The sequence below is a fragment of the Marivirga lumbricoides genome (assembly GCF_014636295.1).
Taxonomy (GTDB): Bacteria; Bacteroidota; Bacteroidia; order Cytophagales; family Cyclobacteriaceae; genus Marivirga; species Marivirga lumbricoides.
In genome coordinates, this window is the sequence record NZ_BMEC01000009.1 from 176,656 (window position 1) to 191,462 (window position 14,807).

At 35.9% G+C, this 14,807-nt stretch carries 13 protein-coding genes; 9 read left to right on the forward strand and 4 right to left on the reverse strand.

Annotation, left to right across the window (positions count from 1 at the left end):
- Positions 1-6: 6 nt before the first annotated feature.
- Entirely contained in the window at positions 7-1,359 is a 1,353-nt protein-coding gene (locus tag IEV85_RS14725; RefSeq protein WP_188464712.1) for a porin, read from the reverse strand.
- Positions 1,360-1,472: 113 nt separating this feature from the next.
- Entirely contained in the window at positions 1,473-1,889 is a 417-nt protein-coding gene (locus IEV85_RS14730) for an IS1/IS1595 family N-terminal zinc-binding domain-containing protein (protein WP_188464714.1), read from the reverse strand.
- Positions 1,890-2,184: 295 nt separating this feature from the next.
- On the opposite strand from IEV85_RS14730, the gene IEV85_RS14735 reads away from it, so the two are divergent.
- A complete protein-coding gene (locus IEV85_RS14735; RefSeq protein WP_188464890.1) occupies positions 2,185-3,249 on the forward strand; it encodes a VOC family protein in 1,065 nt (354 codons plus the stop codon).
- A gap of 82 nt (positions 3,250-3,331) precedes the next feature.
- Here IEV85_RS14735 and IEV85_RS14740 read toward each other — a convergent pair whose 3' ends face one another.
- Positions 3,332-5,116, reverse strand: a complete 1,785-nt coding sequence (locus IEV85_RS14740) for an ABC transporter ATP-binding protein (RefSeq protein ID WP_188464716.1) — start codon at positions 5,114-5,116, stop codon at positions 3,332-3,334.
- A gap of 565 nt (positions 5,117-5,681) precedes the next feature.
- On the opposite strand from IEV85_RS14740, the gene IEV85_RS14745 reads away from it, so the two are divergent.
- From IEV85_RS14745 to IEV85_RS14780, 8 genes are all read left to right on the forward strand, one after another.
- Positions 5,682-6,785 (forward strand): Glu/Leu/Phe/Val family dehydrogenase, encoded by a 1,104-nt coding sequence (locus IEV85_RS14745; protein ID WP_188464718.1) that lies wholly within the window; start codon positions 5,682-5,684, stop codon positions 6,783-6,785.
- 71 nt (positions 6,786-6,856) lie between these two features.
- The gene (nusB, locus tag IEV85_RS14750) at positions 6,857-8,038 is read left to right on the forward strand and encodes a transcription antitermination factor NusB (protein ID WP_188464720.1); all 1,182 of its coding nucleotides are present in this window, start codon (positions 6,857-6,859) and stop codon (positions 8,036-8,038) included.
- Between the two features lie 101 nt (positions 8,039-8,139).
- Complete coding sequence (locus IEV85_RS14755; RefSeq protein ID WP_188464722.1) at positions 8,140-8,442, forward strand: YtxH domain-containing protein; 303 nt, start codon at positions 8,140-8,142, stop codon at positions 8,440-8,442.
- A gap of 40 nt (positions 8,443-8,482) precedes the next feature.
- The gene (locus IEV85_RS14760; protein WP_188464724.1) at positions 8,483-9,052 is read left to right on the forward strand and encodes a DUF1573 domain-containing protein; all 570 of its coding nucleotides are present in this window, start codon (positions 8,483-8,485) and stop codon (positions 9,050-9,052) included.
- A gap of 6 nt (positions 9,053-9,058) precedes the next feature.
- Positions 9,059-9,376, forward strand: a complete 318-nt coding sequence (gene yajC, locus IEV85_RS14765) for a preprotein translocase subunit YajC (RefSeq protein WP_188464726.1) — start codon at positions 9,059-9,061, stop codon at positions 9,374-9,376.
- A 15-nt stretch (positions 9,377-9,391) separates the two neighbouring features.
- Complete coding sequence (locus IEV85_RS14770; RefSeq protein WP_188464728.1) at positions 9,392-10,369, forward strand: YbbR-like domain-containing protein; 978 nt, start codon at positions 9,392-9,394, stop codon at positions 10,367-10,369.
- Positions 10,370-10,444: 75 nt separating this feature from the next.
- Positions 10,445-11,035, forward strand: a complete 591-nt coding sequence (coaE, locus tag IEV85_RS14775; RefSeq protein WP_188464730.1) for a dephospho-CoA kinase — start codon at positions 10,445-10,447, stop codon at positions 11,033-11,035.
- A 176-nt stretch (positions 11,036-11,211) separates the two neighbouring features.
- Positions 11,212-13,473, forward strand: coding sequence for a tetratricopeptide repeat protein (locus IEV85_RS14780; RefSeq protein WP_188464732.1), 2,262 nt, complete (start codon positions 11,212-11,214; stop codon positions 13,471-13,473).
- Between the two features lie 10 nt (positions 13,474-13,483).
- On the opposite strand, the gene IEV85_RS14785 is transcribed toward IEV85_RS14780, so the two are convergent.
- The gene (locus tag IEV85_RS14785) at positions 13,484-14,659 is read right to left on the reverse strand and encodes a glycosyltransferase family 2 protein (protein WP_188464734.1); all 1,176 of its coding nucleotides are present in this window, start codon (positions 14,657-14,659) and stop codon (positions 13,484-13,486) included.
- Positions 14,660-14,807: the final 148 nt, after the last annotated feature.

The following is a 14,807-nucleotide window of genomic DNA, read 5'->3' on the forward strand; positions in this document are numbered from 1 at the left end:
TTGTATTTATAAAAATATGTGAAGTTGTAATCTCAGTTGTTGTACGCCATTCGGATTGCCATCCGCATCCAAACCGCCTTCCAGCGGATTGTTAGAGATGGTATGATATTCCAGGGTAATTTTAGCGTTATGCCCATTTACAAAGTAGTTAATACCGGCATCAAAAGCATTTAAATTATCTCCATAGGCATCATAGCTTCCGGATTGGAAGGCTACATAAGGCATCAGCTTTGCCTTGCCTATATAATAACCAAGCTGACCATATATATTAGTACCTGTGCCTGCCCAACGCGACATGTAATTCTCGCCATAATTAAAGTTTATTACTGATGCATAGGCATTGATAGCATTTCCTGAGGAGCCGACAGGCGCATCATAAAATATATCGGCAGCCAAATGAGTCACGTTTTCATGTTCATCAGTAGCATTATTATACATTCCATTTGGATGAGCGAAAAAGCCTAAACCAATTCCAAGTACTTTCTTTCCTCCCATATAAGTACCTACCTGGTAAGGTAATTTTGTAGATTCCGTATCAAACAAATTATAGCGGAAGTAGCCTTCTATAACAGCATTTCCTACATGGTCTCCATCCGCATTAGGCTCAATACTTCCTGTGTAAGTTAAGTCACTATCTACTCCACCATTACCTGAGTTGATTAAATCTGCTCCTGCACCTAGTGCATTGGCGGGAGACATCGGATTATTGGCCGCTATTCTGTAATCAAATTTCCCAAGCTGCCCTTTGGCATAAAAACCTATATGCCTTGCAAACTGATCTGTAATCCCTAAAGAGTGCCATTGCACAAATGGCCTGGTATTATCCATAGTCATAAAATTAAGCGTGCTTTGATTGGCAAGCCTGGTAAGCCCTTTCCAATAATGCAAGCCTCCCCCAATATACAATGCATCAGAATTTTCTGTGACCTTAAATTCCGTCCATGCATCATGTAAAAACATCTGCGGACCATCTCCCTGGTTACCTAAAGCATTCATATTGCCAGTAGTCAGGTTATTCAAACCAAAATGCGTTAAGATGAGAAATCTGGGAGAAATTTGTGCAAATGCTAAAATTCTGGATCTTCTGATAAGAGTATTTAACCGGAGAGGTGCATCATCAATTGCCAGATTAGAAGTTTGTAACCATTGCTGGTGCCATAAAATAAACCGCACATATTTTGTGCCGTCATCGGAGAGCTTTAAAGTAAGAGGTTTGTAAGTATGATCAACTTTTTGTTGAGCCAGATCATCCCAAACCTTTGCTGTACTCGATTCTTTCTTAGTTGTGTCATTTTGAAAAGCAAGTGAAAACTCTGCAAATCCCAAAACTATCACAACAAGCAATATAAGTTTTTTCATAGGTGAAATTTTTATGGTGAACATTCACAAAACCAATGCTTTGCATCATAAAAATGACATCACTAAAACTTATTTGCATTATTGTATATATACTATTGTTAATGGTATAGTTACTACCTAAATCTTTCCCATCTGATTACCATATATTTATCGCCTAAGGAGGTTACCATTAAACCCGCTTCACTCAGGTTTTTCCCATCCTGCACAAACCGAACCAACTCGCTGTGCGACAGTACCTTGTAGGTAGGATGATATTCATATTTTTCCGGTGATTTTATATTATATTTCTTCACCCAATTGCTTACAGAAACATGACTCACTCCCAATACCCGCTCAATTTCCCTCATAGAAATTCCTTCCACGTAAAGTTGAAGTGCCTTTACAACATAGTAAGAATCTATTTCCTTCCCTACCTTACTTACAGTGAAGTTATATTTACAAGTCTTACACTTAAATCTTTGTCTATTTTTAATTATACCACTTTTAACAATATCTTCAGACTCGCATTTAGGACATGTAGTTAACTTCATTACTTATAAATTTAAAAGGTTAGGTTAAAATAGTATATAAATATATCAATTTAGCATATATATACTAAATTAGCAATATTTTACACTACTATTACATACAGCATTAAAATTTTATTTCATCTATCCGCAATTATACCATATTTCATAAGCATGTTTTTATATTGAAAGATAATTTCATCCTATACCTATTTCTCACCTTACCCCTACAATAAACATTCGGTAAATATTGTTTCGAAGGGAATATTTGCCAGTAAAAGTATTAATTGCTTATTTAGGCTTCGGAAAGAATAAATATATGAGCCAGACAATTATTAGCGGTATTCAACAGATAGGCATAGGTGTATCAGATGTGCAGGCAGCCTTTAAATGGTATAGACAAAATTTCGGCATGAGCGTGCCAGTTTTTGAAGAAGCTGCAGAAGCTGCTTTAATGCTGCCTTATACGGGTGGAGAGCCCAGAAGCCGCCATGCTATTTTAGCTATTAATATGCAAGGAGGCGGTGGTTTTGAAATCTGGCAATACACCTCTCGTACTCCTGAAGCTCCAAAATTTACACCTCAGCTTGGAGATTTAGGAATTAACATTGCCAAAATGAAAAGTAAGAATGTAGAAGCCACCTATGAACTTTTTAACAGAAGAAGCTTGAACATTTTGGGAGGTCTGGAAAAAGGTCCGGATGGAAAGCCTACCTTTTTTGTGAAAGACCCATGGGATAATATTTTTCAAATAGTTTCCAGTAAATCATGGTTTCAGCAGAGAAAAACGGATTTACCTGGTGGTCCTGCTGGAGCCATTATCGGTGTAACAGATATAGACAATGCAAGAACACTCTATTCTGATATTTTAGGATACGATGAAGTAATTTATGAGGAAGAAGGAGTTTTTGACGATCTGAAAGGTATACCCGGTGGAGATAAAAAAGTAAAAAGAATTCTTTTAAGACATAGCAAGCCAAGAGAAGGCGCATTTAGCCCTTTATTAGGAGCAAGTGAAGTTGAACTGGTAGTAGCTACTAATAGAACACCTAAAAAGATTTTTGAGGATAGATTCTGGGGTGATTTAGGTTTCATACATCTGTGCTATGATATTAATGGCATGCAAAACCTTAAAAAGCAATGTGAAGCAAAAGGCTTTCCTTTCACGGTAGATAGTGCCAACAGCTTTGACATGGGAGAAGCTGCCGGACATTTTACCTATGTGGAAGATCCTGATGGTACTTTGATAGAATTTGTGGAAACACATAAAGTACCTATTATGAAGAAAATTGGCTGGTATTTAAACCTTCAGAAGAGAAATCCTAAAAAACCTTTACCAAGGTTTATGCTGAAAGCAATGGGCTTGAGCGAGGTAAAGGATTAGCAATAGACATTTTGACAAAAGCAGTGGTTCGTATCTCGCGAATCATTGCTTTTGGACATTGCTAAAATTGCATAATTGTTAATTACTCCACAGCTTCCCCTTGCAATTGTTTATTATAAAGCTCTTTGTAGGGCCCGTTTTGCGCTAACAATTCTGCTTCTGTACCTTGCTCCATAATTTGGCCATCATCCAGAACAATTATGTAATCTGCCAGCTTGGCTGAACTTACCCTATGAGAAATGATGACACTGGTGCGCTGCTTCATAATCTTCTTGAGGGCATTAAGAATTGCATTTTCTGTTTTGGTATCAACAGCAGAAAGTGCATCATCCATCACCATAATTTTAGGATCTCTGGCAATAGCCCTGGCAATTGAAACTCGCTGCTTTTGCCCGCCTGAAAGCGTTATACCTCTCTCTCCCAACTGTGTTTCATATTTCTGAGGAAAGCCCATCACATTCTCATGCAAATCTGCGTCTTTAGAGGCCTGAAGTATTTGCGCTTCAGTTAGCTCATTTGCTCCAAAGGCAATATTTCTTTTAATAGAATCAGAAAAAAGAAAGACATCCTGCGGAACATAGCCCAGCTGGCTTCTTAAATTTTGCACATTAAATTCTGCGATAGGGACTCCGTCTATCGTGATACTTCCTGATGTCGGGTCATACATTCTACCTATTAAATTAGCAATAGTGCTTTTACCTGAGCCGGTAGTACCAATTACTGCTAAAGTCTCTCCTTTTTTAACTGAAAAACTTACATTTTTTAAAGCTTTTATACCTGAATCAGGATAAGTAAAGCTCACATTTTCAAAAACAATATCCCCCTCAATTTTCTTTTCCAGCTCTTTTGTAGAGGTGATTTGAGTATCCGTATCAAGAAATTCATTAATTCTTTTTTGAGAAGCTGCAGCCCGTTGAATAATACTGGTAACCCAGCCGACAGAAGTAACCGGCCAGGTAAGTAAGTTTACATAAATAATGAATTCAGCTATATTACCAGCTGTTACGGCACCATTCATCACCTCTACACCTCCTATATAAACTACCAAAATCACACTTAAACCCACCATTCCCATGATTAGTGGAAAGAAAAGAGAGTCTACAAAAGTGAGTCTTAATGATCTGTACTTATAGTTATTCGTTTCCTTGGTAAAATTCCTCAAGGAATCGTCTTCCCTCGCAAAAGATTTTAGCACCCTTATTCCTGAAAAAGCTTCCTGCACCAAGGTGGAAAGCTGAGACTGACTTCTCTGGATCTCTTCAGATCTTTTATTCATTAAATTGTTAACGAAATAAATACTTACAGAAAGAAATGGCAATGGAATTAAAGAATACCATGTTAGGGTAGCATTTACTGAAAACATGATAGGAATAACAATCAAAAATAAGGTGACCAGGTTGACTGAGTACATTATTGCAGGCCCAAGATACATCCGAACCTTGCTTACATCTTCAGAAATCCGGTTCATAATATCTCCTGTATTATTTCTTCTGTAAAAGCTTAAAGGCAGTTCTTGGTAATGGTTATAAATCTCGTTTTTCAGGTCATACTCAATCAGGCGTGACATAACGATAATTGTTTGCCTTACAAGAAATAAGAACACCCCTCTTGCTAAGGCGAGAAGAATAATTATTCCACCGTAAATAAATATTGCTGAAGCAAAAATCTCATAAAAATCTTCCTGAAGAGAGAATCCTTCATACAGCCTATACATCTCGATATTCTCCTTCACCAAATTAAAGGCATACCTAACCACCTGAGCCGGAAAAACTGCAAAAAAGTTAGATACAATCATAAAGAGTGTACCTAACAGTAAATGATATTTATATTTAAAAAGGTATTTATTAAGATACTTTAAATCCTTCATGCATTTTTATGGTTTTACAGGCAGGCTGCCAAATAGTAAGAGGAAGTGTTAAATGGATAAAATAATCATCATACAACGCTATACTTCTAATTTAGTTTTTCAAAAAAACGAAGGGTTACTACACTCCTGATACAAATGTACGATGATACAGCCAAATCGAGTAGTTCTGAAAGAATTTTATCTTACGTGCTATTAAACAGATATGCTCAATTGGTATATAAAAGCAAAAAAATCAACATGGGAAAAGCAAATAATTAACTGAAATTGAATATTTTATCCTTTCGGCTATCCGGTTTTAAGGCTGATTTAAAACTTTTAAAAAAGAATATTAAAAACACCTGTAAATTTTACTTCGCTATTCAGGAGAAAAAACAAAACAATAGAAGGAATAATATTAGAAAAGCCAATTTTTTATTTCAAAACATCTCCTCATCACAAGATTAGCATTGGAATTTTACAATTAGTTATGCAATTGATTAACTAATAAAATTAAACTATTTTTGCACCACTTTCAATTGAGAATAAAAGTCTCAGGCAAGTAACACAAATTTAAACCCACTCAGCAATGGTAGAAGTTAATGAAGCACAAAGTACAGAGGTATTTTCTTCTTTTAATGAGATTACAAAAATGGGTCATGAGCAGGTAGTTTACTGCTATGACGAACCTACAGGCTTAAAAGCCATCATCGCTATTCATAACACAGTTTTAGGCCCTGCTTTGGGTGGGACCAGAATGTGGAGCTACGCCTCAGATCAGGACGCTCTAATTGATGTTTTAAGATTATCCCGAGGGATGACTTATAAAGCTGCTATTTCAGGATTAAATCTTGGTGGCGGAAAAGCTGTCATCATCGGTGATGCGAAACAGTTGAAAAATGAAGCCTTCTTAAGAAGATTTGGACGCTTTGTTGATAGCTTAAGTGGACGCTACATTACTGCTGAAGACATGAACATGAGTACTGCTGACATGGTACAATTGTCATATGAAACAGATTATGTTATGGGACTTCCGGAATCCATGAATGGAAGCGGTGATCCTTCACCTGTTACTGCTTATGGTGTTTACATGGGAATGAAAGCCACTGTAAATAAAGCATACGGGATAGATAGTTTACAAGGTAAAAAGATTTCCGTACAAGGTGTAGGTCAGGTAGGTCATTATTTAGTTGACTACCTCATTAAAGAAGGCGCCATTGTAACTGTAGCTGACATCAACGAAAGCAATATAAAGAGAGTAACTGATAAGCATGATGTAACCGTTGTAAATCCTGAAATGATTTATGATGTAGATGCTGATATCTACGCGCCATGCGCCATGGGAGCCACTATTAACGACAATACCATTTCAAGAATTAAAGCAAATGTTATAGTGGGTGCTGCTAACAACCAGCTTAAAGATGAAGTTAAGCATGGTGATATGTTAAAGCAAAAGGGTATTTTTTATGCTCCTGATTTTCTTGTGAATGCAGGGGGCATTATCAATATTTTCCCGGAACTAATGGGGAATTACCATAAAGAGCTTGCTTTACAGCAAACAGAAAAAATATACGATAAATGCACTGAAATTTTAAACAAGGCAGAAAACGAAGATAAAACTTCACATAAAGCTGCTTTGGAAATTGCGGACAAGCGCATTGCTGATATGGGTAAAGTTAAATTGGCTTACTAAGTCAAAATCATTAATTTTGCAGGAGGGAGATTAAATCCCTCCAATAACTACGTTCTTTTTATTATTGACTTATGCTGAACAGACGATCCTTAAGAATAAAAGCCATGCAATCATTGTATGCAGCACAAAAATGTGAGGAGGCTGATTACGAGCTTGCATTATCTTTTATCGAAGATTATTTCGCTCCTGACCTTAACTCAATGGAGGTGCAGGATAGAGCTTTATTAAGCCGTAATGCTAAAGCTGCAAAGAGTATATTTAAGAAAAGTTACCTCAAAAATCATATTACAGAAGAAGGGGAAACCTCTGAAGAGATCAGAAAAGCTGTTAGCGAAGCCATTGATTACTACCAGAATATGGTAAAGAAAGACCACTCCTTTATTAAAAAGAATATGATGGAGGCGGTAGAAACTTTACTGGAGAATTACTACCTCATTATTTTACTCACCATAGAATTTGCCGAAATGGCAAAGGAGGACATTGAGATTCGTAAAAAAAGACTTGTAGAATCCGGCAAAAAGGTTTTTGAAAGCGAACTGAACCTGTATAATAATAAGGCGATCCAAATCTTTAAAGATAATTCCGGACTTCACAGCGAGTTTATACGGTATGGCACATCGTGGAATGAGGACAGACAGAATGTATGGCAGTGGTTTAGAGATATCCTTAAAAAGGAGGACTTTTATAAAGCATATACTTTAAAGAGCAACCCTAGCTTTGAAGATGATGTTGCAGTGCTTGATCAAATGATAAAACAAGTGGTTTTCAAAAACGAAACACTTGCTAAATACATGGAAGAGCGGGATTTATACTGGGCTGAGAACAAGTCCGCATTAAAATCCATGCTCAAGAAAACCCTAAAGTCTTTAGAAGAAAATTCAGATCATGTAGAACTTATTGAGCTTTCGGCCAATTGGGAAGACGACAGCGAATTCTTTAAAAAATTATTCCAACTAACACTTGAAAATGAAGAGGAATATGAAGAGCTTGTGTCGAAATATGCCAAAAACTGGGCAACCGAAAGAATTGCTGCCATTGACATGATCATTCTTAAGATGGCTGTTTGTGAAATGATGAATTTCACCAGCATTCCGGTAAAAGTGTCAATTAATGAGTATATTGACCTTTCAAAAAATTATAGTACCCAAAAAAGTAAAATATTCGTTAACGGTATGCTGGATAAAATTTCTGAGGAATTGGAAAACCAGGGGAAAATAAGAAAAAGCGGAAGAGGCTTAATTGATAATAAATAAAACCTCTTTTATATTTAATTTTGGGTTTACCGGGAATTAATATTATTTACTTGTTGTAATACAAAAATTAAAACACTGATTGACTAAAAAACTAAAGCATTATGAGTAAAGGAGGCAGTAATTTTTTAATGTTTATAACTGGTGCCGCAGTGGGCGCTGCCATAGGAATTTTGTATGCGCCTGATAAAGGAATAAACACCCGTGATAAACTTTCATACAGACTGGATAAATATAAAGAAATGCTGGAGGATTTATTGAACGATATTTCTGAAGGTAAGGAGTTAGGTTTAAGCTCTGCGAAAAGTGATGGCGAAAAGGTAATTAACTCAGCTAAGTTAAAAGCTGAACAATTATTAAGTGATGTAGATGAGCTTTTAGGCCAGATAAAAAACAAAGAGGATTAAATTTCAACTAAAAAAAGTTTAAATCAAATACAATTATAAAATGAAAAAAATAGTTTATGCATTTTTAATAGTTGCAGGAGCTTTTTTAAGCGCTTGTTCTAATGGAGATCTAGAGAAAAGAGTGACTGACCTGGAAAGAAGAGTAGCTGCCCTTGAAGGTGGTGGAGTTTCTAAAGCCTCTCCAAATAACAATTCTAACAGTACTATTCAACCTGTTTCAGAAAACAATGCATTGCCTGAGGAAAAACCTGAAGGCCCCATCCCTGTTATGGAGTTTACAGAAAAAATGCATGATTTCGGCACCATTTCTGAAGGAGATGTAGTGACAAAAGTGTTCAAGTTCAAAAATACTGGCGAAGCACCGTTGCTCATATCCAATGCTTCTTCATCATGCGGATGTACAATCCCTTCCTATCCTAAAGATACTCCAATTGCTCCTGGTGAAAGTGGCGAAATTAAAGTTCAGTATAATTCCAGAGGTAAGAAAAATCAGGACAGCAAAGTAGTTAGAATTACTGCTAATACCTGGCCAACTACTAACAATCTTACAATTAGAGCTTTCGTTGAACCTAAAGCAGAAGCTTCAGAAGCAGGACCGTTAAAACAATAAATACTAATGATACAAATTATATTTGCACAGGCTACTACCGGTGGTGACAATGCATGGATGAGCCAACTATTACTATTTGGTGGAATCATCTTAATTTTTTACTTTTTTATGATACGCCCACAGCAGAAAAAGCAAAAAGACCACAAAAAATTTGTGGAAGATATAAAGAAGGGCGATAATGTAGTTACAATAGGAGGTTTACACGGGAAAATTTTCAGTGTTGATGATGATAAAATCACCCTTGAAGTAGACAAAGGAATAAAGCTGACTTTTGAGAAATCTTCTATTTCATTGGAACAAAGTAAAAAACTTCAAGGCAAATAAGATTTGTAGATATTTTTGAAAATTGTAGAGAAAATATTAGACGGGCTAAGCAACACGCTGTTGCCCAGTTCAAATGAACGACTGAAAGTGGTAGTACTGTGCATAGTAACAGCTACCACTTTTTGGTTTTTCAATGCTTTGAACGATAGTTACACTACAAGAATAAAATATCCTATTGAATTTATCTACCCGGATTCCATTTATATTCCGGTTAAGGAACTTCCTGAAAGAGTATCCATCAATGTTTCCGGTGGGGGCTGGAACTTATTGAGAAAAACGTTTGGCTTTAAAACCGAACCGTTAAAAATTCCTCTCTCAGAACCTGCATCCAGAAATTTTATATTAGGCTCTTCATTATTTTCTACAATATCTGATCAGATTACAGAGATACAACTCAATTTTATTGAGACTGACACCCTTAAAATTGAGATTGATTCTATCAGAACCAAAAAAGCCAGAATTTTAATAGACAGTATTGGCATTCAGCTTAGTGAAAATTACCGTATAACATCTCCTATTCAAATTTCACCTGATTCAGCTCAGTTTACAGGGCCTGAGCGATTTATCAAAAATATTCCTGACAATGTTTTAGTTTCTTTAGAAGACTCACAAATAAAGGATAATTATTCGGAAGAGATAGAACTCTCTACATTTGGCTCTAGTCTTGTTAATAGAAACCCTGTTGAAGTACGTGTACAGTTTAAAGTAGAAAGGTTTATCAATCAGGAATTAATGATCCCTTATAGCACTATCAATCGGCCTGCAGATTCCTCTTCCTATATTTTTAAAGACTCTCTAGCCAGACTTAACTTCCAGATAAAAGAAACAGAAGCCAGTCAGTTTAATTTGGATAGTATTCTGTTGCAAGTGAATTACAGAAATATGAGCAAAAAAGATTCAATAGTGGTACCTGAGATTGTGAATTTACCTCAAGTCTTAAAAAACAAAACCATAGAGGTAGATTCCATTCATTACTTCTACCAGAACAAATAGAAATTCAGGTAAAGCGCTTTATCGGGTTAAACTTTCTTTTCTCTATTTAGCTGAGTTAATACTAAAAACTTATCTATGAAAAAAATAGGCATAACAGGTGGAATAGGAGCTGGAAAAAGTCTGATTTGTAAAATATTTGAATTATTGGGTATACCCAATTACCCTGCAGATTATAGGGCTAAATGGCTTCAGGAAAATGACCCTCATTTAACAGAGCAAATCAAAAATAATTTTGGCCAAAACAGCTATACCTCGGATGGTAAATTAAACCGTACTTATTTAAGCGAACAGGTTTTCAGTGATGATAGCAAATTGAAACAACTTAATAGTTTAGTTCATCCAGCTGTAGCTATAGATTTTGAAGAATGGTGCAGACAGCATGAAAATAAGCCTTATATTTTAAAAGAAGCAGCTCTTCTATTTGAAACCGGATCATTTAAGCAATTAGATGCTACTATTAATGTTCATGCATCCCAGGAGCTAAGACTCAAGCGAACACTGTCGCGCGACTCCCACAGGAAAGAAAGTGATGTAATTGCCATTATGCGTAAACAATTACGTGATGGAGAAAGGCTGAAACTTGCTGATTATATTATCTATAATGACGAAAGCCGATCAATTATAAAGCAAGTAATTGCCCTTAACCAACAAATACAATCTAGTTAAGTAAGGCATTAACTTTACACCTATGTGAGCATTTCAAGTATTAATTTTTACCGCTCATTAAACTTAAATAAAATAATAGCTGCTCACAACATTAATTATTCTCTTCACATCAGCGAATTATGTTCTTTATATTTCTGGTTAAAATTAATGTTGCTTATTTTTGATAGATATCTCATATGAAAAATTGGATAGGATATATAATAATAGCTCAACTTTCCCTCGCGATAAATAATCTTTATGGCTTGCAACAAGATAGCTTGCAGGTGTTGCTCCAAACAATGGAAACCACGCAAGAGAGAGTTAATATACTTGTAGATAGCTGTCTGGCCAACAGAAATAAGAATGAGGAAAATATGCTGAAGTTTGCTAATGAACTCATTAGAATTTCAGATGACACCCTCAGTGTGTCATATGCGTGGGGCAGTTTTTTTACTGGAGAGTATCATTATCTGAATGACCACTATGACAAAACTGAAGCTAATTTTTTAAAAGCTTTTGAAATATTCAGTAAACAAGGCAACGTAGCAGGTCAGGCAGAAGCATCAGCCTCTTTAGCCAATGTCTATTTCTACAAAGACAAGTATAGGTCTTCTCTGAACTTTGCTAAAATTGCGCTAGATAAGTATTACGCAACTGAAGATTTACCTCAACAGGCTAATATTTTAGCCCTTATTTGCGACATATATACTTATATGGAAAACTACAACCAGGCAATTCAATATTGTGTGCAATCTTTGCGAATAAAAGAGCAGCTCGAGATTGAAAATGGAAAAGAAATCATTCTCAATACAATGGGGATCATTTACCAGGGTTTAGGCACTAATGAAAAAGCAAGTGAGTATTTCTTTAATGCCTTGAAACTGGCCCGTAAAAATGGGGAATCTTATAACCTTGCTACCACCTACAGTAATATTGGCAACTATTATTTATCCTTAAATAAGAATGATTCAGCATTATATCATTTCCAGAAAGCTATGGAAATTGATTCAACAGCCGGGGATTCTGTAGGTTTGGCTTATTCCTACTTTGATGTAGCTAAAGTATACAGGCAACAGGAAGATTCTTTAAGAACAATCGAATTCCTACTGGCAGCTCAAGATTTAGCTGAGCAACAAGCTATGCCGGAACTTCTGGCACGGATTGGCCTTGAACTAGGCGATTTTTTTATTGATAAATTACTGTATCAGAAAGCCATTTCAGAATTAAAAAATAGTCTCGCAATCTCTCAAAGAATCAATTCAAAAGGTATATTAAAAGATAGTTATCAAAAATTAGCTAAATATTATGATAAAGTAGGCGATAAAGACAATGCATTGGTTTATATGAGACTTTATATGTTAGAGTCAGAGAAAAAATACCGAGAAGAAAATATTAAATCCATTGCTGAAATAGAAACACTTTATAATATTGAAAAGAAAGAAAAGGAGATTGACCTCTTGAGGAAAGAAAATGATATTAGGCAACTTCAATCAGAACAAAGGAAATTCTTTCTAATTGCACTAGGAATTGGTTCTTTACTTCTTCTGATCCTGATTATTATACTTTACAGTAGAAATAAATTAAAGAACAGAACTAACAAAGCTCTCCAGTTTCAAAATGAGGCCATACAATTACAAAAAGCTGAAATAGAATCACAAAAAGAACAGTTGAGTGAAAAAGGAGCTATTCTTGAAGAGAAAAATAAGCAGATAACTGATAGCATTATCTACGCTCGACAAATTCAGGAATCTTTACTTCCCTCCACCCAACTCCTTAAAGCAGATTTTCCCAAATCATTCATTTACTACAGACCTAAAGACATTGTAAGTGGGGATTTCTTTTGGAATGCCAAAATTTTGGACAAGGTTGCATTGGCAGTAGTGGATTGTACAGGGCATGGTGTACCTGGTGCATTTATGACAGTATTAGCAAATAGTCTGCTGAATCAAATAATACTTGAAACAGGTATTTCCTCCCCTGACCTGGTAGTTTCTTTACTCGACCAAAAAATTCAACAAAATTTACATCAGCATCAATTAGGAAGTCATAATACTGACGGACTGGACATTGGACTTATATTTATTGATCAAAAAAAAGGGATAATAGAATATACAGGTGCTAAAATTCCTCTATTTATTGTAGCTGGCGGAAAAGCGACTACAGTGAAGCCTGATCGTTATTCAGTAGGAAGCTCCCAGGAACAGAATAAAACTTTTACAAAGAAGCAAATTCCTTTGGAAAAAGGGAGTAGTATTTATTTAAGCACAGATGGTTTCCAGGATCAGTTTGGGGGACCACACGATAAGAAATTCATGAAGCCCAATTTCTATAAGCTTTTACTTTCTCTTCATCATCTATCTGCTGAAGAGCAGGAAAATAAGCTGGAGCAGCAATTTCAGATTTGGAGGGGCAACAAGGCCCAAACAGATGATATCCTCATTTTAGGAGTGAAAATCTGATGTTTTGATTTTATGCAGCCTTTGCTCTCCTGGCTTTTTCCCAAACTGCTGATTGCTTTCCTCTTACTAAACGAAAGAAGCCCTGAAATACTGAAACATTCATAAACACAAAGTAAAAGGGAATAAAGAAGATTTTAGGTGATTTTTCCATCTTCTCTGTTAGCTTTCCAACAGCAGCTAAAGCATAAAAAGCCAGCTGAGCTAATAATAAATAAACGTATATTCCTTGTAAATTAATCGCAAGAAAAATATTTGATAGTAATGCAGTTAACAATCCTAAAGGAGCTAAGGTCCAGCGGAGCATTCTGTGCGATACATACTGAAAGCTAAGCCAACCATACTTAAAAACATTTAAAAGCGGCTTAAAAAGCCATACCGCCTGTAAACCACCTGCCGAAATACGTACTTTACGCTTCCTCTCCTCTGATATAGAGGCTGATCCAGTTTCAATAGCATATGATTGAGGTTCATAAACCACTTTATATCCCTCCTGGGCAATTTTCATTGACACATAAAAGTCTTCAATCAAAATACCATCAGGCACAGGTTGCATAAGTTCTCTTCTTACTGAGAACAATTCCCCGGCTGCCCCTACAACAGTCTTAAGCTCTGCATCCCACTTTTTTAATGCAGACTCATACTTCCAATAAGCTCCTTCTCCGGCTCCAGCTTTATCAGACAAACCTGCTGACTCCACCCTTTTCTCCCCAGCAACTGCTCCCACATTAGAATCTTTATAATGTCGTGCAATATTGAATATAGCCTCCTTATTAAGAAAAGTATTAGCATCGCAAAACACGAGAATTGGTGAGTTTATCATAGGGAGGATTCTATTGATGGCAGCATTTTTACCTTTTCTTTCCTCGGAATGAAAAAGAGTGAGTCTCTCATTCTGCGCTATTAGCCTCTCACTACCGTCAGTTGTGCCATCAGTAACAAAACAAATTTTCAACTTGTCCGCTGGATAATCCAAAGCCAAAGTATTGGAAATTTTATCTCCCAGAAACTCCGCCTCATTGTAGCAAGCAATAATCAAACTTACTTCAGGCACTTCATTATAATCATAATATAAAGTTTCCTGCCCCCTAAAAAAACGATGTAATTTTACTAACACAAAAAGTAGAATAGGGTAACCTACATAAGTGTAAGTTATTACCACAATTGACATCCAAAAAATAAACTCCATGAATTATAATTTTAACTATTTCTGCAAACAAATGTACTAAATCTCGTTATTTAAGTCTATTGTTATATATCCTCATTTTATATTTTGATCGTATATAAAACAACTTCTTGCAGGATAATGTAATATTTTGATCGATAAATCACTGCAA

Bases quoted from the DNA above. Each gene is read 5' to 3' on its own strand.
- IEV85_RS14725 (WP_188464712.1), bottom strand. From the start codon at position 1,359: ATGAAAAAACTTATATTGCTTGTTGTGATAGTTTTGGGATTTGCAGAG.
- IEV85_RS14730 (WP_188464714.1), bottom strand. From the start codon at position 1,889: ATGAAGTTAACTACATGTCCTAAATGCGAGTCTGAAGATATTGTTAAA.
- IEV85_RS14735 (WP_188464890.1), top strand. From the start codon at position 2,185: ATGAGCCAGACAATTATTAGCGGTATTCAACAGATAGGCATAGGTGTA.
- IEV85_RS14740 (WP_188464716.1), bottom strand. From the start codon at position 5,116: ATGAAGGATTTAAAGTATCTTAATAAATACCTTTTTAAATATAAATAT.
- IEV85_RS14745 (WP_188464718.1), top strand. From the start codon at position 5,682: ATGGTAGAAGTTAATGAAGCACAAAGTACAGAGGTATTTTCTTCTTTT.
- nusB (WP_188464720.1), top strand. From the start codon at position 6,857: ATGCTGAACAGACGATCCTTAAGAATAAAAGCCATGCAATCATTGTAT.
- IEV85_RS14755 (WP_188464722.1), top strand. From the start codon at position 8,140: ATGAGTAAAGGAGGCAGTAATTTTTTAATGTTTATAACTGGTGCCGCA.
- IEV85_RS14760 (WP_188464724.1), top strand. From the start codon at position 8,483: ATGAAAAAAATAGTTTATGCATTTTTAATAGTTGCAGGAGCTTTTTTA.
- yajC (WP_188464726.1), top strand. From the start codon at position 9,059: ATGATACAAATTATATTTGCACAGGCTACTACCGGTGGTGACAATGCA.
- coaE (WP_188464730.1), top strand. From the start codon at position 10,445: ATGAAAAAAATAGGCATAACAGGTGGAATAGGAGCTGGAAAAAGTCTG.
- IEV85_RS14780 (WP_188464732.1), top strand. From the start codon at position 11,212: ATGAAAAATTGGATAGGATATATAATAATAGCTCAACTTTCCCTCGCG.
- IEV85_RS14785 (WP_188464734.1), bottom strand. From the start codon at position 14,659: ATGGAGTTTATTTTTTGGATGTCAATTGTGGTAATAACTTACACTTAT.